The sequence below is a fragment of the Pseudoalteromonas sp. Isolate6 genome, from assembly GCF_022398435.1.
GTDB classification, from domain to species: domain Bacteria; phylum Pseudomonadota; class Gammaproteobacteria; order Enterobacterales; family Alteromonadaceae; genus Pseudoalteromonas; species Pseudoalteromonas galatheae.
Map to the genome: position 1 here is coordinate 1 of NZ_JAKEVK010000052.1, position 24,808 is coordinate 24,808.

At 43.6% G+C, this 24,808-nt stretch carries 22 protein-coding genes and 2 pseudogenes; 13 read left to right on the forward strand and 11 right to left on the reverse strand.

Going from position 1 to position 24,808, the window contains the following annotated elements:
• The 4 genes and pseudogenes from L1D50_RS09740 to L1D50_RS09755 all read left to right on the forward strand — a co-directional run.
• Positions 1–205, forward strand: a pseudogene (locus L1D50_RS09740) (BCCT family transporter); the annotation flags it as partial.
• A gap of 12 nt (positions 206–217) precedes the next feature.
• Complete coding sequence (locus L1D50_RS09745; protein ID WP_138521332.1) at positions 218–919, forward strand: TorF family putative porin; 702 nt, start codon at positions 218–220, stop codon at positions 917–919.
• A gap of 98 nt (positions 920–1,017) precedes the next feature.
• A pseudogene (locus tag L1D50_RS09750) lies at positions 1,018–1,400 on the forward strand (VOC family protein).
• A gap of 291 nt (positions 1,401–1,691) precedes the next feature.
• Positions 1,692–2,000 (forward strand): cupin domain-containing protein, encoded by a 309-nt coding sequence (locus L1D50_RS09755; RefSeq protein ID WP_239965968.1) that lies wholly within the window; start codon positions 1,692–1,694, stop codon positions 1,998–2,000.
• 272 nt (positions 2,001–2,272) lie between these two features.
• On the opposite strand, the gene L1D50_RS09760 is transcribed toward L1D50_RS09755, so the two are convergent.
• Entirely contained in the window at positions 2,273–3,208 is a 936-nt protein-coding gene (locus L1D50_RS09760) for a LysR family transcriptional regulator (protein ID WP_138521328.1), read from the reverse strand.
• Positions 3,209–3,330: 122 nt separating this feature from the next.
• Between L1D50_RS09760 and L1D50_RS09765 the strand changes: the two genes are divergently transcribed.
• The 3 genes from L1D50_RS09765 to L1D50_RS09775 are packed head-to-tail and all read left to right on the forward strand — an operon-like array spanning position 3,331 to position 7,246.
• Positions 3,331–5,325 (forward strand): ligand-gated channel protein, encoded by a 1,995-nt coding sequence (locus L1D50_RS09765; protein WP_239965969.1) that lies wholly within the window; start codon positions 3,331–3,333, stop codon positions 5,323–5,325.
• Complete coding sequence (locus L1D50_RS09770) at positions 5,325–6,416, forward strand: PepSY-associated TM helix domain-containing protein (protein WP_239965970.1); 1,092 nt, start codon at positions 5,325–5,327, stop codon at positions 6,414–6,416. The genes L1D50_RS09765 and L1D50_RS09770 overlap by 1 nt, the downstream gene beginning before the upstream one ends.
• A 2-nt stretch (positions 6,417–6,418) precedes the next feature.
• Positions 6,419–7,246 carry a DUF4198 domain-containing protein gene (locus L1D50_RS09775; protein WP_239965971.1) on the forward strand — a complete coding sequence of 276 codons (828 nt, stop codon included), beginning with the start codon at positions 6,419–6,421 and terminating at the stop codon, positions 7,244–7,246.
• Between the two features lie 75 nt (positions 7,247–7,321).
• On the opposite strand, the gene L1D50_RS09780 is transcribed toward L1D50_RS09775, so the two are convergent.
• From L1D50_RS09780 to L1D50_RS09795, 4 genes are all read right to left on the reverse strand, one after another.
• The gene (locus tag L1D50_RS09780; protein WP_239965972.1) at positions 7,322–8,401 is read right to left on the reverse strand and encodes a DNA topoisomerase IB; all 1,080 of its coding nucleotides are present in this window, start codon (positions 8,399–8,401) and stop codon (positions 7,322–7,324) included.
• 90 nt (positions 8,402–8,491) lie between these two features.
• A complete protein-coding gene (locus L1D50_RS09785) occupies positions 8,492–10,024 on the reverse strand; it encodes an ATP-binding cassette domain-containing protein (protein ID WP_239965973.1) in 1,533 nt (510 codons plus the stop codon).
• A 284-nt stretch (positions 10,025–10,308) separates the two neighbouring features.
• Entirely contained in the window at positions 10,309–11,064 is a 756-nt protein-coding gene (locus L1D50_RS09790; RefSeq protein WP_138521314.1) for a DUF3307 domain-containing protein, read from the reverse strand.
• A gap of 38 nt (positions 11,065–11,102) precedes the next feature.
• Positions 11,103–11,711: a hypothetical protein gene (locus L1D50_RS09795; RefSeq protein WP_138521312.1), complete on the reverse strand. Its 609-nt coding sequence runs from the start codon at positions 11,709–11,711 to the stop codon at positions 11,103–11,105.
• 436 nt (positions 11,712–12,147) lie between these two features.
• Between L1D50_RS09795 and L1D50_RS09800 the strand changes: the two genes are divergently transcribed.
• Positions 12,148–12,375, forward strand: a complete 228-nt coding sequence (locus tag L1D50_RS09800) for a hypothetical protein (protein WP_138521310.1) — start codon at positions 12,148–12,150, stop codon at positions 12,373–12,375.
• A 56-nt stretch (positions 12,376–12,431) separates the two neighbouring features.
• On the opposite strand, the gene L1D50_RS09805 is transcribed toward L1D50_RS09800, so the two are convergent.
• The 3 genes from L1D50_RS09805 to L1D50_RS09815 all read right to left on the reverse strand — a co-directional run bounded on the left by L1D50_RS09805 (position 12,432) and on the right by L1D50_RS09815 (position 14,179).
• A complete protein-coding gene (locus L1D50_RS09805) occupies positions 12,432–12,806 on the reverse strand; it encodes a PH domain-containing protein (protein WP_125251249.1) in 375 nt (124 codons plus the stop codon).
• 344 nt (positions 12,807–13,150) lie between these two features.
• Complete coding sequence (locus L1D50_RS09810; RefSeq protein WP_010605566.1) at positions 13,151–13,519, reverse strand: nuclear transport factor 2 family protein; 369 nt, start codon at positions 13,517–13,519, stop codon at positions 13,151–13,153.
• Between the two features lie 24 nt (positions 13,520–13,543).
• A complete protein-coding gene (locus L1D50_RS09815) occupies positions 13,544–14,179 on the reverse strand; it encodes a glutathione S-transferase family protein (RefSeq protein ID WP_138521308.1) in 636 nt (211 codons plus the stop codon).
• Between the two features lie 116 nt (positions 14,180–14,295).
• On the opposite strand from L1D50_RS09815, the gene L1D50_RS09820 reads away from it, so the two are divergent.
• The 4 genes from L1D50_RS09820 (at position 14,296) to L1D50_RS09835 (ending at position 19,517) form a co-directional block, all read left to right on the forward strand.
• On the forward strand, positions 14,296–14,670 hold the full coding sequence (locus tag L1D50_RS09820; RefSeq protein WP_138521306.1) for a MerR family transcriptional regulator: 375 nt from the start codon (positions 14,296–14,298) through the stop codon (positions 14,668–14,670).
• Positions 14,671–14,733: 63 nt separating this feature from the next.
• On the forward strand, positions 14,734–15,306 hold the full coding sequence (locus L1D50_RS09825) for an NAD(P)H-dependent oxidoreductase (RefSeq protein ID WP_239965974.1): 573 nt from the start codon (positions 14,734–14,736) through the stop codon (positions 15,304–15,306).
• Between the two features lie 102 nt (positions 15,307–15,408).
• Positions 15,409–16,359, forward strand: coding sequence for a cytochrome c peroxidase (locus L1D50_RS09830; RefSeq protein WP_138521302.1), 951 nt, complete (start codon positions 15,409–15,411; stop codon positions 16,357–16,359).
• On the forward strand, positions 16,356–19,517 hold the full coding sequence (locus tag L1D50_RS09835; protein ID WP_239965975.1) for an EAL domain-containing protein: 3,162 nt from the start codon (positions 16,356–16,358) through the stop codon (positions 19,515–19,517). Before L1D50_RS09830 ends, L1D50_RS09835 begins: the two co-directional genes overlap by 4 nt.
• 234 nt (positions 19,518–19,751) lie before the next feature.
• Here L1D50_RS09835 and L1D50_RS09840 read toward each other — a convergent pair whose 3' ends face one another.
• The 3 genes from L1D50_RS09840 to L1D50_RS09850 form a co-directional block, all read right to left on the reverse strand.
• On the reverse strand, positions 19,752–21,407 hold the full coding sequence (locus tag L1D50_RS09840; protein WP_239965976.1) for a hypothetical protein: 1,656 nt from the start codon (positions 21,405–21,407) through the stop codon (positions 19,752–19,754).
• 66 nt (positions 21,408–21,473) lie between these two features.
• The gene (locus tag L1D50_RS09845; protein ID WP_138521292.1) at positions 21,474–23,393 is read right to left on the reverse strand and encodes an alkaline phosphatase PhoX; all 1,920 of its coding nucleotides are present in this window, start codon (positions 23,391–23,393) and stop codon (positions 21,474–21,476) included.
• A gap of 196 nt (positions 23,394–23,589) precedes the next feature.
• Positions 23,590–24,126: a lipocalin family protein gene (locus L1D50_RS09850; RefSeq protein WP_138521290.1), complete on the reverse strand. Its 537-nt coding sequence runs from the start codon at positions 24,124–24,126 to the stop codon at positions 23,590–23,592.
• Positions 24,127–24,299: 173 nt separating this feature from the next.
• Between L1D50_RS09850 and L1D50_RS09855 the strand changes: the two genes are divergently transcribed.
• On the forward strand, positions 24,300–24,808 hold a 509-nt coding region (locus tag L1D50_RS09855), incomplete at its 3' end, for a hypothetical protein (RefSeq protein WP_239965977.1).

Here is a 24,808-nt window from a genome sequence, read left to right on the forward strand (position 1 = left end):
ATTTAATATCGTGGCGTTATCACTGCTTACGCTGTTATTTAAACTAAACTTTTTACAGATCCAATGGGTTGGTGCGTTAGTCATAGGCTTGTTCTTCTCATGTTTTGGTTACATTGCTTATAGCAAATACAAAACCGTGAGTAAGATTGATAGCTCGCCAAAAGACAACCTTATCGACTTTAGAAAAATTGAATCAGTAAACTAGGGATACAACCAGATGACAACTTTAAAGAAAACACTTTGTGCACTCCCACTTGTACTTGCATCTAACTATGCGGCTGCAGATTGGTCTGCAACACTCACAGGCGCGTCCGACTATACCTTTAACGGTGTGAGTCAAACGCAAAATGACCCTGCACTTCAAGGCAGTATTGATAAGGCTTTTGCTAATGGCGTTTATGTAGGTAGCTGGGCCTCAAATGTAGACTTTGGTGACGGCACCGATATAGAGTGGGACTTCTATGTTGGCCGATATGTAGAGCTAAACCAAAGTTGGAGCCTAGACTACGGTATTGCTTATTACTCTTATCACGGCGATAGCGGCTCAAGTGATGGGAACTACCCCGAGGTGTATACCAAGTTTGGTTACGCTAGTGAATTTGGCCAAACTGAATTTAATTTTTGGTACAGCTGGGACTATTTTGGTTCGGGAGCGGGTCATACCATTGCGATGGTAGCTCATACCTTTGAAATTGCTGAAGACCATGCTTTGAGAGCAAGCTTTGATGTATCTAACTCTTTGGATGGTGATAAATTTGCTTGGGATGGTAATGATAAATCTTACAATCATTACCGTCTTGCATATCAAACCGCATTTAAAGGGTTTGATATTGAAGTGGCTGCTGAAAATACGAGCTTAGATTGGGATACGGCTGATGAACGTATCGTACTTTCTGTGTCGAGAACATTTGATTTGTAACTCGCATTAAGATGTGATGATTGTAATACCAGCCTAAGCTAGGCTGGTATTTTTTTGCCGACAAGGCACGATGGTTCAGTATTATAAGGTTGATGATTATGAATCTTAACCAAGTTACTCTCCCCGTTGATGATATAGATGCAGCCTGTTTGTTCTATAGAAAGCTAGGTTTCACGCAAATTGTTGATACACCGCACTATGCTCGATTTGAATGCCCTGAAGGTAATGCCACCTTCTCTTTGTCGTTAGAAACGCCTCCTATCAACAATGGTGCGGTTATTTACTTCGAGCATGAACAGTTAGATGAGTGGGTTTCTGAGCTAGAGGCCCGAGGGATCATATTTGAGCAACTGCCGACAGCGCAGCCTATCTATGGCGAGAAGCCATACTGTTTGACCCCGCAGGGAACAAGATAAAACTCTACTGGGCCGGTGAAAATCGACTGGATCCTCCTTGGCGTATAGAGCTTAAAGGGCTTTAGTAAGTTCACTCTTGTTTATTTAATGTTAAATTTCGTTTTACAAATATTGTTAAATTGTGTAACTTTAATGGCGACTGTACAACGGGGCACGAAGTCCGAGTGGAGTCGCTAAAGTTAGGGGGTTTTTCACTAATCACCTGATGGGTTGTTTTGACTTATTGAGAACGATGTATTGAACGTTTCTATTGATCAAGTTGTACCATTCTCCCAATTTGCCGCTACTAGATAAATGGATGTGCTTGTTGCGGCAAATTATTTCTCTATCGTCGATTAATTGCTAATTTCAAGCCTATGAACTTTCTAAAAGACATTCCAGCTGATTTACCCGAAGAAATTTTCGAAACGGTACTGTCTCATCCAAATATTCGTATTGAACGAATTGTATCAAACGGGCATTCCTCGCCAAGCTCAGGATATTATGACCAAGATGAAAACGAGTGGGTGCTGGTGTTGCAGGGCTGTGGCGAGTTGACTTTTGATGACGGTAAAATAGTCACTTTAAAGGCGGGAGATAGCCTTAATATTCCCGCATACCAAAAGCATAAAGTAAGTTATACAGACACTTCTGAGCCAACTATATGGCTCGCCATTTTTTATTAACTAACCTGAGGTTTGGATAAGGAATGTTCCAACTCATTGTTGCTAAAGCACAACTTAGCTTTTTCCTTGTCTAGCCAGAGAGTTTTAGGGAAAACACCGCTTCCGCGTCCTGCTCTCGCTGAGGTACCTACATCCTGTAGGCAAGGCGAATTTACGCACCAATAGCTGGCTATTGGAAGTGAATTCAACGCAGTTAGCGCTAAAACTAGCTGCTAGAAAGGCATTAATTATCCGCAGCTCAGGTTAACTACCAAAGTTTAACTGAACGAAGCTTAGATAAAACTAAAGTCTCCAACAAACACTTGGTTATCGTTGGAAACTTGGGTAAACCACTCTTTTAGGCTTTCAATGGCTGCGGTTGTTTTTGCCGCAACGGTATCGCGATGTGGCGTCACGGCATATACGCTGTATTCTCTTAATGACCACTCAGCACATAACCTTTTTAGTCTACCTGATGAAAGGTGGTGCCTAATTTCTGGTTCAGGTAATACCCCATAGCCGATACCATCAAGCGTGAGCTGAATGCAAGCTTGCATATTATTCACCATAAAACGTGCTGTTGGCAGCGCCACTTGCTGATGAGTTTGTTGATTGCTCAAATGATAGGGATTTTGTTTGCTACTAGAATGACCAATTAAGGCATGAGGCGCTAAGCTTTCTGGGTGCGATATATTGAGTTGTGCCAGTGGGTGATGGCAACTGACACAGGGGATAAGTTGCCAGTCAGCAAGGTGGCGGGCAATAAGGTTTGAGTCCTGTAAAGGGCCTATACAGATAGCTAAGTCGACGCCTTCGGTGATGATGTCGATGGGTTCGTCGGTGAGGATCAAATCAACTTTTATTTGTGGAAACTGCTCACTCAAATAGCGCAGTGGCTTACTGAGTAGCCCTCCTCCAAACCCGATGGGGGCAGAGATCTTCAATATGCCAGATGGCGTATGCTGCAATAACTCAAGTTCATGCTCCGCTTGCTTCGCAGTTTGCAGTATTTGTATCGCGGATTTGTAGTAGATAGAGCCCGCTTCGGTGAGCGTGAGGTTACGAGTATTTCGATTAAATAAACTTAGGCCTATGTCTTGCTCTAATTTGCTGATCTGCTGGCTGACGGCCGAGGTGGTCATATGCAATAAGTCAGCGGCTTTACTCATACTGCCAGCTTCTACCGTTTTTGCGAACACTTTAAGTCCGCGAGTCAATTTCTGATTCATTGTTAAGACCTGCTTAAAATACCTTTAAGAAAAACCGCATTGCTCCAAAATACGCAATCATCATACCATTACAAATGAAAATAATTGTTATTTATCTTGTATTCTATCATGGAGGTTTCTCGATGTTGATGGCCTGTCGTAGTTTGGCGCCACTCTCTTTAGCTGTTGCAGCTGCCCTGCCTTTTTCTTCACTTGCACAAAGTGATGCAAAATCAGAAATAAAAGAAGAGGTGGAAGTGATCGTCGTATCCGCTTCTGGATTTGAGCAACTGCTAAAAAATGCGCCGGCGTCAGTTAGCGTTATCAATCAAGCAGAGCTGCAGCAGCGCTTTTATCGAGACCTGACCGATGCCATGACAGATGTTCCCGGAGTTGTAGTAACTGGAGGCGGAGACAGGGAAGATATTAGCCTTCGCGGCATGGGCAGTCAGTACACGCTTATTTTAGTCGACGGGCAAAGACAAAGTTCGCGTGAGACTCGGCCAAATAGTGACGGCCCTGGTGTTGAAGGTGCATGGACGCCTCCTGTTGCTGCCATCGAACGTATCGAAGTTGTGCGCGGGCCTATGTCTTCGCTGTATGGCTCTGATGCAATTGGCGGCGTAATTAACATTATCACTAAAAAAACGCCTGACCAGTGGCATGGAGAAGTCAGAGTTGACGCCACCAGCCAAGAAAACAGTCGCTCAGGTGATATTTATCAGGCAAATTTCTTTGCTGCAGGCTCGCTAATCAAAGATACCTTAGGGGTACAAATTTACGGCCAAACTACGCACAGAGACGAAGACGAAATTGTGTCTGGCTTTAGAGGTCGCGATGCAGATACGCTGAAGGTAAAACTGGCCTATACGCCATCAGATGAACACGAATGGTTATTGGATTATGGTATTGCTTCACAAACGCTTGATGCCACGCTAGGTAAAACGGTGGCAACGCTTGCGCCAGGTGAGCCGTGTGGCCGCCGTGGTTGTCCTGAGTCCACTACAACCGAATACGATAGTGAGTCAATCTCTTTGACGCATAACGGTTACTGGTCATTTGGTAGCTCTCGTAGTTACTTAAAACATGAAGAGTTTGACAATAAATCCCGTGAGATGACGGTCAAAAACGTAGATTTCCAGTCTCTTTGGACGTTACCGCTTGGTGAGTCTCATACTAGCTCAATCGGTGTTGCTTATCTTAATGAAGATTTGACCGACAAAACCAGTAACCGCATTAGTGATTTGCAGCAAGTCGACAACGATCAGTGGTCGGTATTTGCTGAGGATGAGTGGCGCATCGTTGAGCCATTTGCCCTGACTATGGGCCTACGCTACGACAAAGACGGTAACTTTGGCGGCCATGTTAGCCCGCGCTTATACGGTGTTTATACTGCATCAGATGCGGTGACGGTTAAAGGTGGGATCTCAACCGGCTTTAGAGCGCCTAACTTGCGTCAAAGTACGGCGGCGTGGGGCCAAGTGAGCCGTGGTGGTAATATTTATGGGAATCCAGACTTAAGCCCTGAAACCTCAATTAATTACGAGGTAGGCGTATACATTGAGCTTGCTAAAGGGATCAGCACCTCAGCAACGGTATTCTATAACGAGTTTGACGATAAAATTTCACGGGTTTCGTGTCCACTAACTCAATGTACGGACGGCCCTAACGAGTTTGGTTCGTTACCGACAACCTATGTCAACGTTGATGAAGCCGTAACCCAAGGGGGTGAAATTAGCTTTTCGGGTCAATTGACTGAAAAACTAAAGCTTAGCGCAAACTATACCTACACAGATTCGGAGCAAAAAACCGGAGTATATGCAGGTAGCCCATTAAACCAGTTACCTAAACATTTGTTCCAAACGTCGCTTAATTATCAGTATTCGGATGAGCTAAACACGTGGTTACGCTTCCATTATCGTGGTGAAGAAAGCCAGCCTGTAACAGGGCCTTCGCAAAGTAGCTTAGTCGCACCTTCGTATAACCTAACTGATGTAGGTGCAAATTATCAGCTGAACGAAGCAATTAAGCTTGGATTTGGGATTTACAACCTCTTCGATGAAGAAATTACTGAAGCAGAATACGGCTACTTTGAAGATGGTCGTCGCTATTGGGCTTCATTGGCGTGGAGCTTTTAATGACACGAGCTCGCTCAGCGGCTAAGTCGTCGAATCGGCGACTTAAAAAGCTGTTTGATTGGCGCACTTGGCATTGGATGAGCTCTGCCGTGTGTTTGGTGGGAATGCTGCTATTTGCCGTGACTGGGATCACCTTAAATCACGCAAGCCAGATAGAAGCTGCACCTACCACATATGCTAAAGAAGCGGTGCTGCCAAGTGCTCTGTTGACCCAGCTTAACGCGGCAGCAGAGCAGACAGCGCTGCCTCGCAGCTTTCAATCTTGGTATCAGTCACACACAGGTGCGGCGTTACCTGCACTACAGCAAGTGCAGTGGAGCGAGTACGAATTGTATGTTGCGCTGCCAAGAGCTGGTGGCGATGGCTGGTTTAGCATTGCCCTTGATAGCGGTGAGTTTTATCAAGAGATCACGGATCGTGGTTGGGTATCATACCTTAACGATCTTCACAAAGGACGTAATACAGGATTTGCATGGCGTATGTTTATTGATGTGTTTTCAGTAGCTTGTGTAGTGTTTTCACTCACAGGCTTATGGCTTTTATACAAGCATTCTCGAGGAAGAAAGTCGACTTGGCCGCTCGTCGCAGCAGGCTTTGTATTACCTGTTTTAGTGCTGATGGTACCTGCGCACGCTAAAGCTGATGAAGTTGAAATCACAATCCCGCGTTTAAACGTTGCGGAATATCACCCACCTTATGTCGCAGTATGGTTGGCGGACAGCAAACAACAGCGAGTTGCCGATATTGCCGTTTGGTATGACGTTAATATGGCGGATAAAGAAGGTGAAAAGTGGCTAAAAGACTTACGCCTTTGGTGGCGTAGAAGCGGCCGTAGCCTATCCATGCCTGTAGATGGCGTGACTGGTGCGACAAGGCGTCCAGGTACAGCAAAGATTGATTTAACCCTTTGGCGCGATGAGTTTAAAGCTTTATCTGCGGGTGAATACACGCTGTTTGTAGAGGCTACTCGTGAGCTTGGAGGTCGTGAAGTATTGAAACTGCCAGTGACCTTACCTATCACTGCACCTGTCACTGTGATTGCAGAAGGTAAATCTGAACTCGCTACAACAATTTTAACAATGGAGCCTTAATCGTGAAAATCTCAACGTTAGTATCTGGTGTCTTAGTTGCCTTAGCTGCATATAGCCCGTTAAGTGAAGCACACCGAGTATGGATAAAGCCAAGTACCACCGTGGTGTCTGGTGACAGCGAATGGGTCACGTTTGATGCTGCCATCGCCAATGGGATCTTTAACCCAGATCATTATGCTTATCCACTAGAGCGTCTATCTGCACTGTCTCCTTCTGGTAGCAAGGTTGAGCTTAAGAATGCCGCAAAACTTAAGTACCGCAGTGTGTTTGACATTGAGCTCAATCAGCAAGGCACTTACAAAGTGTTTAATCAAACTCGCTCGCTGGTGGCGCGCTGGACTGATGAAAATGGTGAAAAGCATTACTGGCCAGGACGCGGCAAAGTTGGCTCAGTAGAAGCCTTTAACAAAGAAGTGCCAAAAACGGCAAAAGATTTAAGTGTGACCGACGTTGCAAGACGATTAGAAGTATTTGTAACTTTGGGCGCACCAAATAACACTGCGCTTAAGCCAACCGGCAAAGGGCTAGAGCTAAACCCGGTTACTCACCCTAATGATTTGTACACCGGTGAACCAATTACCTTGCAGTATACGATGGATGGTGAACCTGCCAAGGGTGCAGAAGTGATAGTAGTACGTCAGGATGAAAAGTACCGTGACAACAGTCAACCAAGCAAATATACAACGAATGCCAAAGGTGAAGTGACGCTAACGTTATCTGAGCCAGGCATGTATTGGTTTGAAGTGGAATATGAAGACGACAAAGCACAAGTACCCGCCACAAAACGTGCCGGCAGCTATGTCACTACCCTCGAGGTATTACCGCTTTAACTAACGGTCCCCATGTGGTTTGAGACGTGCAGGCGTCTCAGCTTATTTAATTTAGTGGTCATAACAGAGACGCCACTAAGTGCCCAAAGGGGGAGGCGTTCCTTCCTCCCCCTTTTCTTCTGTTAAAACCTTCACGATGAAAGCTTCACAATCACTGAGCGATCCATCTAACTGCCAAAAGTCGTTACTAAAATCAGGAACCATTTGATTTTGGCTGAGTTCACATAAATAGTTCAGGAGCTTGGGGTGGATATAGTAGTCTCGACAGACTTTGGGTGTGTTGCCAAGTGCCTTTGCTACCCGTTTGATTAGATGGGTATCAAAACGCTTTCTTTTACTACCTTCAACCTCTATTGCAACGTCAAATGCGAACTGTACCGCTAACCGAGAAGCTACCCAAGTGCGGTAATCCTTACTGGTAAATTGTGGGCCGTGTAGCGTGTGGATCTGCGTGTTGACGTCATCGCTGGTTAAATCGTGCCATCGCCCTTGGCAATGATATCGAAATAACCCATAGCCAGTTTGTACAGCGGATTCACTAATAAACTGACAAAGTTGTTCGTCGAATACGTCAACTTTTCTTTGTTTACCGTGTTTTCCCTGAAACTCAAAAGTTATCCCTACTTCGTTATGTTTCAGGTGCTTGCGCCTTAACGTGGTTAGACCACAAGTATCATTGTGTTGATAGTAATGTTGGTTACCAATACGGATCCCCGTGGAATCAAGCACCATAACAGCCAGTGCGGCAACTTTTTCTTGGTGCCAATTATCATGTTTTAGCTGCTCTATACAGCGCGTTCTTGCTTGTGGTAGCTGTTTTGCAAATTGGGCCATGCGGGTAAATTTAGCTTGTTGTTGGGTGAGTTGATAGCTTGGATGATAGATATATTGCTTTTTACCTTTACTATCGAAACCAACGGCTTGCACTTTATCAAAAGCACAGGCGCTGATTTGAACCTGCTTCCACATCGGTGGGATCACCAACTGTTTTATTCGCTTTTTGATCACCTTAGAGCGAATGGGGTTGTTGCTCGCATCTAAATAGCAAAAACCACGGCCCCACTTTTTTCTAGCAACCTCTAAACGATTACATTCGTGAAACTCAGATTGAATACCCTTACAGTCCACATTATCTCCAGTGACAGAATGTTGCATAGAACTAGAAATGCAAATCCCAAACCAGAATTTAATTACCTGAAATACTTTACTTTTTTATCTTAGCCTAAGAAGTATTTGGTAAATTTTTCATGATGTTGTTAACCTTATCGCTTCAAGTTTACTGAGCTGACCGCAAAAGTACTCATTATGAGAGACCAGCATAAATCCACAAGGAAGCTGATTAAGCATGGCCGCAAGCTCTTCTTGTGCTTCAAGGTCGAGGTGATTATCCGGCTCGTCAAGCAGTAAAAAGCCTTGCAGTTGCACTGCCAGCACGATGGCCGATTTCATTCTCTCGCCACCACTGAGGCTCGAGATAGGCCCTGAAATCTGGTTGAGTTTTAGGCCGACGCTTGCAAAGCTGGTGATGATATTATGATGTGGTGTATCAAGTAAGCGCTTGGCAATATCTAAAACGCAAGGGCCCTGCTCAAGCCAAGCACAGTGCTGATCTAAGTAAATACATGTTGCTGGGCGCTGAATTTCTCCGCGCTTTAACTCTAGCTTACCCGCAAGGGTTTTAAGCAAGGTCGATTTACCGATGCCATTTTCTCCAATTACTCTGAGCTTTTGTGTTGTATCCGCAAAAAGGTTCAGTGTATTTTCCGGTCCAAAGCACAGTTCGGCTTCACATAAGCGGAGCTTTTCTTTTGCTCGAAAAGCTGAATTAAAATGAAACTGCTGTTTGTCTTCTCGATAGTACACTGTATTTTTCTTAATATTATCTTGAGCTTTTTGAATTTTATGGGTTTGTCCGGCATGACGTTTACTTCCTCTGTCAGACTTAAAGTCAGCAATCAGTTTACTTTGGCTACCAGCGCGTACTTGTGCTTTCCCTTTATTGGCTTGCCGTTGATGTTGCAGATCCGCTGCAATCATGGCTTGTTTAAGTGTTTTTTGTGCCGCGCGATTTGCTAAATGTTGCTGTTTTTGTCGAGCTTGAGTTTGAAGTAGTGTCTCTCTAAAGGCGTCAAATCCATGTGAGTGATGAGTTAGCTCCCCCTGTTTTATGTGCAGTATATGGTCGGCTGCATCTAATAAAATAGGATCGTGTGTGACGGCAACCACACCATGTTTGTGGTGCTTTAGCTGCTCGGCTAGCCAGTGCTTATTGTTGCTGTCCATGTGATTGCTCGGCTCATCCAGTAATAGGATTGCAGGCTGAGATTGTAATACTTCGATATAGGCTCGCATTTTTGCCCCGGGACTTAGCAGTGTAAAGGGGGTTTCCAAAGTGAGTTCTAGCGGCGCAAGTGTTGCTTGCCAAGTTGATTCTAACTGCCAATCATCTGAGATTAATTCAAAATCGTACCCAGAGGCTAACCCCTGATGGGCCCGATGCAGTGCTGCTAGCTTCTCTTTAAGCCCTAGTAGTTCAGAAACGGTAGCAAAGCGGTTAGTTGCATCTTGTGGGAGATAAAAGCATTTCCCATGACTTTGGCGCTCGCCCGAGGTTAGAGGCTGTTCACCGGATAGGGCTTTGAGTAAGTGTGATTTGCCCGCCCCATTAGGGCCTGTTATCGCAATAAATTGTCGCTCTATTGTTAAGTCGACATCGCAAAATAAACATTGACCATTTGCAAGGATAAAGCTTGCTTGTTTTAACTGTATCCAAGGCATAATTACTGCTCCTAGTTGCAGCAGTGCAAAAGGCACAAAGACTCGTAAAAGCTGTAAACAGTAAAATAGAAAATGAGAGTCTATAGATTAGTCTGAGAAGCCTCAACGATAACCATAAGCTTTGCACTGGAAATTAATAATAAGTTCGTCAGTTACAAAGGGCTTAGTTATTCATTGTGATGGCAACTCCTAAAGAGGAAATAAAACGAATAGAGGCAAACAATTAGCGCCTACGTTTATTTTGCAGGCACTAGAGTAAATGTCAAGACACTGAATGGATTAAATTACAATTGAATGGGCATAAATGGTTTGATGAAGGCGCCGACCACAAGGGCAAGCAACACACTGACAAGCGTGCCCAACATCACGTATTCGGTGAGCTTTCTGTCTTGGCTTTGGGTTAGATCGCCAAAGCGAAACACCGATTTAGCGGCGAGAATAAAACCGATAGCAGCCCAGCTATCCAGTAACACGCAGCTCAGCAGTAATACACGTTCAAGCTGACCAATTAAGCTTCCTGCTTGCGGCAGGCTATCAAGAGCTGAATTATTGAGTTGCCATCGCTCAAGCAGCATGCTGGTGAATATCGATGCGGGATGCAATACCATTAAATAGCCCACAACCAATATTAGCAGCTGGACATTGGCAAAAGGCTTGGCAAAGACACTGAGTGCAATCTCAGGCTCTGCAATTAGCCAAGTGACGACCACTAATATGGCAATATGTGCACATTGGTCTATCACAAAAGGAATAGCTCCCTTGCTAGAATAGGATTTAGCTAAGTCGATACAGTAGTGACTAATACCTACCGCTAGCGCAAAGAGCAGCGCATTCCATTGTGCTCCCCAAAACAAAGTAGACTGCCAAAGTAGGATGATTGCAAGTGCAGCCCCGCTATGCGCGATACTATGCCACAACAATTTGATGGACTTATAGTGACGGGTATTTCTATCATGTACCCAGCTCATAGGTTGGAGGTAAAAGTCAGTGAGTGTGTGGCCTATTACTAACCACAATAACAATACTTGCCATTCGTTCATTAAGTCCACCTCGTGATATTTAAGCGTTGAGCATTCGACTATTGGTGTGAGCGTGCAATTGCTAAAAATTGATCTAGTAAAGCATAGTGTGCGCTATTGAGTAACTTAGTCACATTCACCCGACTGGTGTTGAGTTGTTTTGCAATATCGGCATGGCTCAACTTAGGGTGTGAAATATGAATAAAAGCGGCCTCTGCTTGTTTATGGGTTAAGTTCGAAAGTAACAAATCCACAAATGCTAGGTTTAGTGTAAAGTGGGCATTGCTGTCATTGTTATATCTGAGTCTTGCTTGTCCTATTGTGTCCAACCCTCGGCCCGCTAGTACCAGCGCAGTACCCGTTGCGGTTGATAAATCTGCGGCGGTGATATTGACTTCACCGACTGCGAGGCTGAGTCTGGCATCGCTATGTCGGCTAATTAAAAACAACCGTAGCCGTAACGCCACATTGAATAGTTTCGTCGCGTCTTGCAACACAAGCTGAAAGCCATCGCCGCGGTAAAAGCTATAATAGCCCTGCTCTGCAGCTGCTATATCAGCTAAGTAGTCCTTTAATTCACTTTGCAGTGTTGTAAGTTGTAGTAGTGACAGTGATTGTGAGCCGACGATGTCTGCTGTGATCACCGCACCTTGAAGTAGTGATGTCATGTAAGTAACTTGGTTTGGTTACATATCGATAAGTAACTAATTTTGGTTACATTTATTTTGGTATGAAGCTGGATAAAAAGCAAGCAGTCGGTAAGACTTGTTCACTTTGACAGTATTTTACCAAAACGAATGCAGTTATGGAGGCAGACAAAGCTTCCGTTGATGTGAGAAATAGACGTTGATTAGCAGCTCTAAAACTTACATTTTTAAATTTAATATACTGATTTTAAAGTGCTTTATTGTCACCTCGGGCGTGGATGTTAGTGAAGCACGGGGCCACTTTATTCATGACTGACAAAACGTCGTTTACTATCCTCGGCGAAGTGCCTACCAGTGTCGATTATCTCACCGACACGATGTACTATTGATAAATCGAATATCGGCCAAGAAAGAAGTGGTAGAGCTTACGGTTGCGAATCAATAACTGGAGTATAAAATGAGCCAATTAGCTCAATATCAGCGTTTTAGGCAAGAACTGGGGCAATTGCTCGCACAATACAAAGGCTATGGGTTGGTACTTGGTTTTCTGCTAAACCTGAGTATTTGGCATATTGCATCTCAGTTTGTTGCTGATCCCTTTGTCTCTAACTTTTGGAATCAAGTGTTTGTTTCCTTACTCTTTTCTGCGGTTTTTTGCTTGCGTACTGAGCGAAAACCAACTTAATTTTCTCGCCGAAAAGAAAGGCACAATACGCATGTGCCTTTTTACAGCAAGCGCGGCTATAAACAATACTGTGAAATGATCTTATACACTTGGTTGATATTGTCGCCCGCTTTAAATTCTTTACTAATTGGCGTTGGATCTGAGCCAATCCAGATTTTTAATTCCGCGTCTAGGTCGAAGTGACCCGCAGATTCTTTGCTGTATTTTGTTATTTTGCTATACGGAATGCTGAGCATTTCTACTTTGCTGCCCGTCATGCCTTGCTTGTCGATTAAAATTAAACGCTTGTTAGTAAAAATAAATAAGTCGCGGATCACTTTGTAAGCTTGTGCAACCTCTTCTCCGGTGATAAGTGTATCTTCTAATAACTTATCAACTTCGTTACTGTCTACTTCGCTTGCATTACCGAGTAGACCACTTAATAGTCCCATTGTTATTCTCCGTTTTTTTCAATTCGTCTTAGACTGATCGCTAGATAGTGCTTAGGTCGAAATGAATTAATGATGAAAGTGACAAAACCAGCATAGAAAAGCACGCTGATTTTGCCAAATAAATAACCTGAGTTTGGATAATTAATGCCTTTCTAGCAGCCAGTTTTAGTGCTAACTGTGTTGAATTCACTTCCAATAGCCTGCTATTAGTGCGTAAATTCGCCTAGTTATCCCTAAAACTCTCTGGCTAGATAAGAAAGTTATTTAAGGTGAGTTTAAAACAATGAATTAGCCCATTCCTTATCCAAACCTCAGGTTAAATAACCCGAGTTTGGAGTAAGAAGTTAGCTTATATCTCTTATCAAACAAATTTTGCCATCACGAAATGCAAACTCTGAGCGGCCTTGTAAGGAGATGCTTTGCCCTGCTTTCATGCCATTGGCCAAGTCTTGGGCTAATTTAGCTTTGTATGTCACATGAACAATAAACAGATCATTGTCTTGCGTGGCGGCGGTTAAAGATTGATTGCGTTCGGAAAATAACTTAGCGGACTGATTTGCTAATTCTGCAAACTCCATTTTACTGGTTGTACGCGTCGTAATTTCACCATTGGCGAGATTCTCAAATACGACATCATCCGTGAGCTGAGCTAGCATACCCGGGATATCAAAATGATTGTAGGCTGAGATATAATTTTTAACTAAGGTTTCCATTTTTCCTCCTTGGTGTAATGGATGTTAATAAAAACTTAGATCGGTTTGTTCAATTTCGCACACTCTTTTTACCACTTTTTGCTGTGCCATGACTCGCATAAATCGACCCAAATGCGCATAGTCTTTTGGCGCAGTATTAAATCCACTTGCCCAATGGGCTAGCATAAACAAATAATAGTCACAGAGCGTGAGCTGCTCACCAGCTAAATAGGTGTTTGTTGCTAACTGCTTATCGATGAGTGCAAACATGTCGCCGACTCGTTGCTCTGCGGCTTGAGACATGGTCTTACTGTTCTCTAGTGACAGCTGATATTTTTCAGGATAAAAATACAGCATGAGTTCTGGCTGAACTGTCGTGGTTAAATAAAAAAGCCACTGATAAAACGTGGCTCTCTGTGGGGTTTTCGGCGCAGGGATAAGTTGCCCCTCAGGGTGCTTTTCGCATAAATGCAAACAAATTGCCGCACTCTCGAAGATGACCTGTTCGCCGTCGACCAATGTCGGGATCCGTCCTGTTGGATTGAGTTCTAAATAGGTCGCAGACTTTTGTTGTTGTGTCTTTCTATTGACTAAGAGCAGTTCCTTTTCTAGCTGTAAGTGCTCAAGTACGAGGTGCGGTGCCCAACTGGCATTACGAGGGTAGTAAAATAACTGATACATCTTCTGCTATTCCTTGGCGATACTTTTTGTTAGCGTGTGGCTGGTTTACCGCTGATAGTTACAACTTTTGCGGAGGCTGTAAACCGTTATTTTGCTTTTAGCAGGGAGAATCAAAAATGTATATTGGCAAGCTGTCAAAGCAAACAGGGCTGTCAGTTAAGGCCATTCGCTTTTATGAAGAAAAAGGGCTTATACCTACCCCGGAGCGGGTTGGTAAGTACCGCGTCTATTCGCAAGTGGATGTCGATCTGTTGTTATTAATAAAAGAAGCAAAATTGCTCGGTGTGTCGATTAAGCAATTACAGCAGGTAATTGAAATTAAAGGGCGACAAGTCAACTGGGTCGAAATAAACACGTTTTTAGTTGAGCTCAAAGCATCCTGCATAGAGCAAGTTGCGCAGCTTCAGCAAAAAATACACCGAATTGAACACTGCATCGCATCGCTTGATGAATGTCCACAGATAAAACTATCCCAGTCTCAGGTAGAGTAACTTGACTCTCCCGTTAGGGGGAGACAGTACACTCGTTTCTCAGTCATTGATAAGGAAACGACGATGAAAAAAATACTGCTACTAAACGGTAACCCCAAAACCAAAAGCCTGTGCCACGCTATCACAGCAAGCTACGAGCAAGCTGCAAGCACCCAACATCAAATACGCAGAATGGATCTTAGTGAGATGCACTTTGAAATCAATTTGATGTATGGCTATGAAGCAAACCAACCGTTAGAGCCATGCCTCAAGCAGTTCCAAGAGAACTTACTGTGGGCGCAGCACATTGTGATAGTAAGCCCAATTTGGTGGTTGGCGTTACCAGCCAAGCTCAAAGGGCTAATAGATAGAACATTACTTCCAGGCTTTGCTTTTAAATACAGTGAAGCAGGAACTGAAATTGAAAAACTTCTAGCGCATAAAACCGCAAGAGTTATTCTCACATCAGACACGCCGCAAGCTTATTTGGAAGAAGCCGCAACTGGGCTTGTGGCTCAACTAGAACATGGGACATTGGGGTTTTGTGGTATAGAGCCAACTCAACATACGTTATTTGGCCCAGCGCACTTAGCAACTCCTGAGGTAATTGATAACTGGCTGAGTGAAGTGACAAGTTTAGCCGTGCGGGGCGAGTGAGTAAAAACACACAACTTCTATTGCTAAGCTTATTTTAAATCAAAATTTGCAATGCCGAATGTTGCTATCTTTTACAGCAAGATGGCAACTTGGGCGGAGTGTATGCGAATTTGGAGTTTATTACTTTTTGCGTTTCCATTATTGGGAGTTGCAAATGAGCCAATTCTGCCACTTGAGTCTGCAATAGGACTTGATGCCGATAAAGTCAGCTTGGGCAGAACACTTTTTTTTGATAAGCGACTTTCTCGAGGAAATCAGGTTAGCTGTGCGTCATGCCATCAACTTCCCAGTCATGGCGCAGATGTAAAGCCCCTTTCCAGTGGTGTTAATGGTGCAGTTGGTGAGCTAAAAACTCCGACCGTTTACAATGCAGTTTTTAATATCCGTCAAGCGTGGGATGGCCGTGCTCAATCACTTTATGATCAGGTCGACTCACCCATCTTAAACCCTAAAGAGCATGATATGACTTGGCCAGAAGTCATTGCTAAGTTAAATCAAGATAAAATACTTGTCGAGCAATTTGATAAAGTATACTCGCAGGGAATAACCAAGCACACGATAAAAGACGCAATAGCAACTTTTGAATCGTCGTTAATCACCGTTGATGCGCCGTTTGATTTATGGCTCAAAGATAATAGTGTAAAACTGCCGAAGCCTGCTATTGCCGGCTATGAGCTATTTAAACGGTATGGCTGTATTAGCTGTCATCAAGGGCGCAATGTTGGCGGTAATATGTTTGCCAAAATGGGCACTTTTGGTGATTACTTTGGCGATAGAAAGACGCCAATTCAAAAAATGGATTACGGCCGTTTTAATGTTACTGGCAACGAGCAAGATCGCTTTGTGTTCAAAGTGCCGAGTCTGCGACTTGCTAGTAAACAAGTATATTTTTTTCACGATGGTAGTCATAGTAGCCTAGAAGCTGCCGTTGCGACCATGGCCAAATATCAACTTGGCCGCAATATCTCAGACTCTGATATCAATAAGCTAGTTGCCTTTATTGGCAGCCTAGCAGGACATCACCACGAAATGGATTTGGAAAATCACGAATGAAGAATAAGGCCTTCATTGGTGTGCAAGCATTATTGCTGTGCGCGCCAATTGCGCTTTTTGCGTACTTTTACTCGCAACAAGAGCTCAGTAGTCAAACACACCAATCACGAGTTACCCTGCTCTTTGAAGCCAAAAGTATTGATGCCAAACTGGATGCCGCTGTGTTACAAATGCTTAGTGCACAGCTCAATCAATATGATGAGTTAGCGCAATTAGCACATGCAATTGACGCTTTGAATACACCTGAGCGGGATGCGTTATTTGTAGAAACTACACCGGATATTCAACAGCAATTTGATGCTTATCGTCAACTGCTTAGTGATAAAGTATTGCAAGTCGAATCCATTAAAACAGCTGCAGCAAACATTAAGAACAGTTTGCTTTATCTCCCCGAGCTACTCATTGAGCTGGAACAGAGCGAGCCTGAATTGGCGACACATGCAAATAGAATGCTTGCTAATTTAATGTTGGGTCAGCTTTACGAATTTGTGGCAGAGCCTTTACTTATAATTGACTCTGAAAGTCGCTTAGAGCAGTTGATCTACCAGCATTTTAATGTTGCCCTAGTTAACAGTGCAGAATTAAAAAAGGCAAAACAACGCTTTTTATCTTTACCTAGTGACCAAGCTTTTTCAGCGCTTTATGCGGCATATAGTCAGCACCACAGTGAAACCATAGAAAAAACCAAGCATCAAAGTGAATTACTCTTGCTGCTGACCATTGCGCTATTTTTGCTCTTGGTTGTGTTTGCTAACCGGCTTTATGTAGCCAAAAATAAAATTTTGAGCACCAGTAAAACTTTGTCAGACGCCGTTGCGCGTTTAACCGAAGGATTTGCTCTTTTTAGTCGAAATGGCAATTTGTTGCTCTGCAACAGTGCTTGGCGTAGTCACTTTGCAATTGCTGATAGTGATAAAATGCCACGCAAACTAGAAGAATGGCAGCAGCAGTTTGGAGAAATCTTTAACTCCGATGCTAATTTGCATCAAACAGAATCAGGCGCTTGGCTTCAGGTAAAGCAAACTAACACGCACAATAATGGTCAAGTGTTTGTAAGTGTCAATGTCTCCCTTTTTAAACAAGCGGAAGAAGAGCTGCGAAAATGGGGCCATGCGATTGAACAAAGCCCCTCTTCTATTGTGATCACCGATCCTCGTGCTCGTATTGAATACGTTAATCCTAAGTTTGAACAAGTTACCGGGTATTCACTTGAGGATGTGAAAGGACATACACCGAAAGTACTAGGTTCCAAGCAAGGATTCACTGACTACAAAGCACTTTGGCAAACGATTAAACAAGGTAAAGTCTGGCGTGGTGAGTTTTACAACCGCCGTAAGTCTGGAGATTACTATTGGGAGTACGCATCTATTTCCCCGATTAAAAATCAGCAGGGGGAAATCATAAACTTTATTGCGATCAAAGAAGATATCACAGCACAAAAAAGTGCAAGTGCGCAGCTTAAAACTGCGGCTGCGGTATTTAATGCAACGCAAGAAGGAATTATGACCACCAACGCAAAACTTGAAATCACCGCGGTCAACCCAGCCTTCACCAAAATTACCGGTTATGAAGAACATGAAGTACTCGGTCAACGACCCAATATTTTAAGCTCGGGCAAGCATGATAAACATTTTTATGAGCAGATGTGGAGCACTCTCAACTCGCACGGACAATGGGCGAGTGAGATCTGGAACAAGCGTAAAGACGGTACTTTATATCCAGAGTGGCTAGCAATCAGTGTCGTGCATGATGACAAAGGACTGGTACAGCAATACGTTGCCATATTGTCTGATATGACTGAGCGCAAAGCGCAAGAGGAGCAGATTGAATATCAAGCCTATTACGATGTGTTGACCGGGCTGCCTAACAGAACGTTATTACTCGAGCGCATTGAGCAAGATATTAAGCGGATGAGCCGCACTCATCATCAAAGTGCGGTGTTATTTATCGATTTAGATAGATTTAAGCGGGTCAACGACACCATGGGTCACGAAGCCGGAGATGCTTTACTTATCTCCGTAGCCAAGCGTTTAAACGGCCTGCTGCGTAAAAGCGATACCTTGAGCCGCTTTGGTGGAGATGAATTTGTATTATTATTGAGCCAAATTGCGCATCCGGATCATGCCGCGCAAGTCGCCGATAAGATTGTCAAAGCACTAAGTAGCCCTTTTGTGATCAATGGCTTTGAGGTATTTACGGGGGCAAGTATTGGGATCGCTATTTTACCTAGTGACGCAAAAGACCAAAGAGAGCTATTGCGCCTTGCTGACTTAGCGATGTATAAGGCAAAAGAAGCGGGACGCAATCAATATCATTTCTTTGCTCAAGAAATGCAGCAGCAGGTGAATCGGCGAGTTGAGCTGGAGCAGCTACTTCGGGCTGCGCTTGAACACCAGCGTTTAACCGTACATTACCAACCTATTGTCGATACGGTGTCGGGTAAATTATATGGCGTCGAGGCGCTCATGCGCTGGCCAACTGATTTCGGCCAGTATATTTCCCCCGCTGAATTTATTCCGGTTGCTGAAGAAAGTGGCCTTATTGCTCCTCTTGGCGAGTGGTTACTCGCCAAAGCATGCAATGATATTCGCAGATTAAATAAAGCGCTTGGCATGAATTGTTACTTGACGGTAAATGTCTCGAGCCAGCAATATCGACTCGGTTTTAATGCCACTATCATTAAACAAATCATGCAGCAGTCAGGCTTTCATCCAGAGAACCTAACGCTTGAGATCACAGAAAGCATCTTGCTTGAAGACGATAAAGCTGTAACCGCTTGGTTGCAAAGCCTACGGGCAACGGGAGTCAACTTAGCAATCGACGACTTTGGCACTGGCTACTCTTCGCTTAGCTATCTCAAACGCTTTCCTATCAATATATTAAAGATTGACCGAGGTTTTATTCAAGATATAGATCAAAACCAAGATGCTGTCGTTTTGGTCAACGCGATTTTATCGATGGCCGAAAGTTTATCGCTCAAAGTGATAGCTGAAGGCGTAGAGCAACAAGGGCAGCTAGATTGCCTAACAGGTTTGGGCTGCCAGTATGTACAAGGGTATTTTTATGCCAAACCAATGGCGATTGAAGTATTAATTGATTGGGTTGAGCAATTTGCCATTATATCGGAGCGAACATCTCCAAAGCTATGGTTGGATTGAGGGGCGGTGTTTTGGGTTGCTTTATCACTTGCTCAAATCAGGGGGTTACTGTGGGGTAAGGAAAAGTTATTGATAACCAGAGCAAAATTTTATATTTAACTTGGGTGAAATACCGCATTTGGAAAGATGAGTTATAAAGCTTACTGAATCCGACCAGCAATTGCCGAGATAGGCTAGTTTACATGATATGTTTAGTAAAATCAGATGTAGGAGCTCACTGAGCTCCTAATATTCTTACTCGGTTTTATTCCAATCCAGTTGCATATCCCACACATATCGGTGCTTTGGCTCTAGAGGCTGTTGAGAGTCATCGACTTGTTCAAGCACATTGCGTGCCTTTACTATGGTGGCATCGCGACCGAACAAGTAACTCTGCTCTTTGACAATGGTCAAGTAGGCCTTGTTCAATGCCAGCGCGCGTGGCTTTGATGGTGTGATCAATTCATAGAGGTTTTTCACAGACTGCACTTTTTTGCTGTTTACCGTTCCATCTTCGTTAAACCAGCGCATCAGCATCTCTTGGTTCTGCCTAAACTCATCCCCGCCGCCAACACGCATCATATAGGTCAGGAATTCGCCCTGCTCTTCGCCTTTGTTAGGTACGTCTTGCATCTCTTTTAAATTGATATAACCCCAACCCAGCTTTCCCTCGACTTTACGTGCAAATGAGAAGGTTTGGTCATAGGTTGAGCCAATGGTTTTGTGACAGCCATTACAAAAAGCAAGCTCTTGTTCATGTTGCGGACGAAGTGCACCATTTTTGTCTTCAATATAACCGTTAATCGTCCAACCGAAGTTGTTATTGATCCCTTGGTCGCCCAAATAAAGCGTTTGAGGGTAATTTTCGAATGCCTTTTCTTTCGCTTCTCTGTAGTAAGCTGCCCCGAGTGATTGCTTGGATTTAAAGTTGTGCTTCTTCATGTAGCGCACTTCTTTCATTCTTGGCGCATTAAATACTTGACCATTATCATCCACCCCAATATACCGAACGGTATGTAAAAACTCAGTGTCTTGTGGATATAACTGATGAGCAAGCTCGATAGTATTGGCATCACCAAGGTAACGTTCACCGCGCAGCATGCTAGTGATCTGCGTGAGCTTGCCATCACCATTTAAATCTACGCCAACTCGCGATTCAGAAATCACTGGTGTTGATATTTCGTCAAGCCCCTTTACAGCCATTTCAACCAGACTTAAGTTAGCAAGATAGACGTCTTGATTATACGTTTCACCTTTTTCTCTAAAGGCGTCAGCAAGGCGGATCATGACATCTCCTGTAGAGCCATTAGTTGGCCAGAAAGTACTAGGAAAAGGCTTATAATTGAATGCCACCCAGCCACTGCCGTCTTTTGCTATACCCAGCTCATCGAATGCTTTTTCAGGATATGCCAAGTTGTTAAGCGGGGTGATCTCACCTTTCCAGTCAGGGTTATTTTTCAGTTTTTCGATGAAAGGAGTGTAATTATCTTGTTTGACCCAGTTAGTAATATCTTGATCTGAGATACCTTTGATAAGTTCTGAACGATCTTTAAACAAATTTTTCCAGTGGTTTTTAAATCCAAGGTCGGAAAACTCATAGGCACCTTGTAAATTGGCATCGCGCATCATGTTTGGTCGGTTTTTTTCATCGTATGATTGATGGCAAGCGTAGCAAGGGTTATTTACACCATCCGTTTTGGTGTAACACTGAGGCGGGATCACCGATTCAGGGTTATAGACTTCATTGTGCTGCATAAATGCAGTCGCAGGAATATCATCACCTTGTTGGTAAGGTGCTTCAGTCTGCGCCGACAAAAGTGCGATGTTGGTTAGCTCTTGGGGCTGTTCATCATTACAACCAAGTAACACTGCGCTCGTTAACGCCACTAGGGTTAGGCTAACGTATTTCATTTTTATGACTCCAAAATTTTGCTAAAAAAAAGCAGCGCACTATAAGGTGCGCTGCTACTTGTTTAATTATTTTGCTTTAGGGTCATAAAGCCATAGTGTGTTATTTTCTTGGAAGCCATCTTCGCCGATGATAATCCGGCCATCTTCCATAACGATAACGTTATCAGGCTGTGAAAGCTGATTGACGTCACAACGCTCAGCGCCAGTCAATGATGAGCGGTACGTACCACCCATTACAACGGGCTCAATACGAGTTAGGTTATAGTTGTTATCTATATGGGCACGATATACACCACCACAATCTTTAACACGCGCAGAAAGCTGAATATCACCTTCTTCATCAATCATGGTTTTATCAATATCTGCAATGCCAATGTACATATAGGCTTTATCTACTACTTCACCGGCAACAACATCTTGACCAGTTACTGCCTCAAGTACACGGTTGTGGTTGATGCTGATCCCTTCAAGTTTACGCCATTCAGCTGTCGCCCCTTTTTGGCGCGCAGCTTGACGAGATTCAAGGAAGATTGCTCGGTTATCCATAGGCTTGCCAGCCGTTACTTTACCACCACCATTTTCAACGGTAGGATAGGTCGCAGCACCTTCAGCCCATGCTTTTACGTCAGCCACAGACAGGTAGCTTGTTTGATCTTCAACATAGTCACTCTCATTGATGCCATCATATTCAGCAATCCAAGTTTCTATCTGTGCATTACTGCCATTACCAAGCTCAACCCAGCTAATGTCAAAGCCAGTTACAGCTGGATCAGTAAGGCCTGCATCCTGAGTTAACTTTGCTGCGTAAAGGGTACCCGCACTTAAGTCTTCTGGTTGATCTGCAACAAATTTAAATAGTACACCACCTGTGTCATCTTGTGATGAATAGACAGTACGGCGGTCTGGCATCACGACTGAGTTCTCATGCTCATAGCGACCAATTGTGAAGTGTTTCACAACATCAGGTGTTTCGGTCGTAGGATTTTGAATCTCAGCAATATAGCCGTAGCGATAAGGATTAGGGAAGTCAGGTGCAGTTAATGCTTCCATTGTGTCGTTGCCTGTCTCCGCTGGGTTATTCCACTGGGGATCTTGTGTTGAATCAACTTCAGACCAGACAATCCATTCTTCCGAAGTTAGTGGTGTACCCCAAGGAGATACTGAACCAAAACAGTTAGCTGCTGTTCCTTTAACACCGTCGAAATCTACCATCATAGCTTCTTCGATTGACCACTTCCCTGTTGTCGCTTTGCTCATTTTCAAACGACTAACACCACCTGGATACGCTTCCCAGTTCGTGAATAGGTAACCTGTGTCTGCGTCCACAGGAATATAACCATTAAAATCAGGATTATCATTTTTAATGATCTCTTCGCCAGTTGAGATACTGTAGTGCACACCCAATCCGCCCGCTAGACCTTTAGCACCAAGGTTCGCGAATGTATCTCCTGTTTGGCCTAGAATTTGATACTGACCAATCGCAGAAATCACGGTCTGTTGTTCCATGGTTGAAGCAGGAACTGGCGCGCTTGGGATATTTGCAGGTAGATTATTAAAGTTCACACCAGTTAGTACACCGACCGTACCCGTATTGAATGGCTTGCTGTTGAACTTATCTGTGGCTGTATTGGTGTCATTTGGGTGCTGAACGTTGAAGAACAAGTCGCCTCCTTCGGAAAGAAATAGACCAGTAACTTCGGCACCAGCCGGGACGGTTGCTATGCGAACAAGGCCAGGTACGCTGTAGCTACCATCACGACCATTTTGGCCATCTTGTCCATTTTGACCGTCCTGTCCATCTTGACCATCCTGTCCGTCAGTACCACTTTGACCATTTGAGCCATTAGTGCCGTCTGCACCATCTTGGCCTGCTGTGCCCTGCTCACCTTGAGGTCCCGCTGGGCCTTGTGCTCCATCATCACCATCACAGGCTGTAAGTGCCATTGCAACTGCTGCTGCAATAAGAGAATATGCTACACGCTTCATGAGTTACTCCAGTTCCTAAGTATTATTTTTTGTAAAGCGTGCAACAGTGTGAAGTGTTCCTGTTACAGTTGACTGAATGATTTATTAACCATTTCCTACAGGAATAAGACACTTGGACTCAACTCACATACAGGCTACTTTCTGTTAGTAAGTTGAAGTACCTATAAAGGGAATTTTAGTGTAAAGGGGGTTTACATTATTTGTTCTGAACGGCTTCGTGCTTCATATAGATAAGTTCATCAGTGTTAAAGCCATATTTTTCAGACATATCTTTAAATTTAGTCATTATAGTGTCCGATACTTGAGGTGTTCTAGAAAGCAACCAAAGGTAATCACGATTGTAGCTGGTAACGAATGCATACTGGTAATCTTCACCTAACTCGAATACCACATAACTGCCATAAAACGGACCAAAAAATGACACTTTCAAGTGCGCTATTTCATCATTTGCAACAAACTTGGCTTTGCCAATTGCTTCTTTCCACTCTCCTTCCTCTGTTACATATCCCTTATTTACGACTTTAATTGACCCGTCGGAATTTTGGCTATAAGTTGCCGTGACGTTCTGCATTCCCCTTTCAAATGAATGGTCTAATCGCGCGATTTCATACCAAGTACCTGTATAGCGCTCAACACTAAAGTCTTTAACTGGTTTGATGCCATCAGGTAGCCCTGTGCATGCCGAAACTGCAAGCGTTAAAATCACCGTGAAAAATAACTGTCGTACTTTCATATAAATTCTCCATATTCCATCTTAATGTCATACGTAGTGTTCAAGCACTAAGATTAGCGATAGATTAAATTTTTACCTAGTAAGAACAAAATTTAATTCAAACCCTTACCATGCCAATTTCACCTTATTTATTTTAAACTTACGTGCAAATGAATAGATCGCAGCAAAGCGTGATGAATACAGCACAGAGCAAAAAAATACTAACTCATGGTTTGGGTGTAGCAACGGGGAAAGTTGCGTTTTATATTGAGCATCCACCAAGCATAGAACCTTACAATAATTTGATAAAAGTCAGTGCGTTAGCTAATAGGGAGATCGAACATATTAATTCGCACTGCGGCAACGGTTGGCGGAAAATCTTCAATGTTTTTGCCAAGTTTTTATTTGCAGCAAAGCTGCCAGATCACGATATTACTAACTATTCAACTTGGCAGTCATATCGAGATAGTGCGTTACTTCAAGCTTCAAGTCAGGAAGCTCTGCTCTTTTCAGCGCCTGATTTTTCAGCAAAAACATACGATTGGCATATTATTGCAGGACGAACCTACGCGAAATCATTGCTTAGAGATCAGATTTTTACTAACAATTTAATTTGGCTGGATGATGAGTTCGCCGTTGACTATAACTTGCGTCTTATTATTTCGCCATTTTTGGATTATCGCCAACTTAGTAATATAAAAAT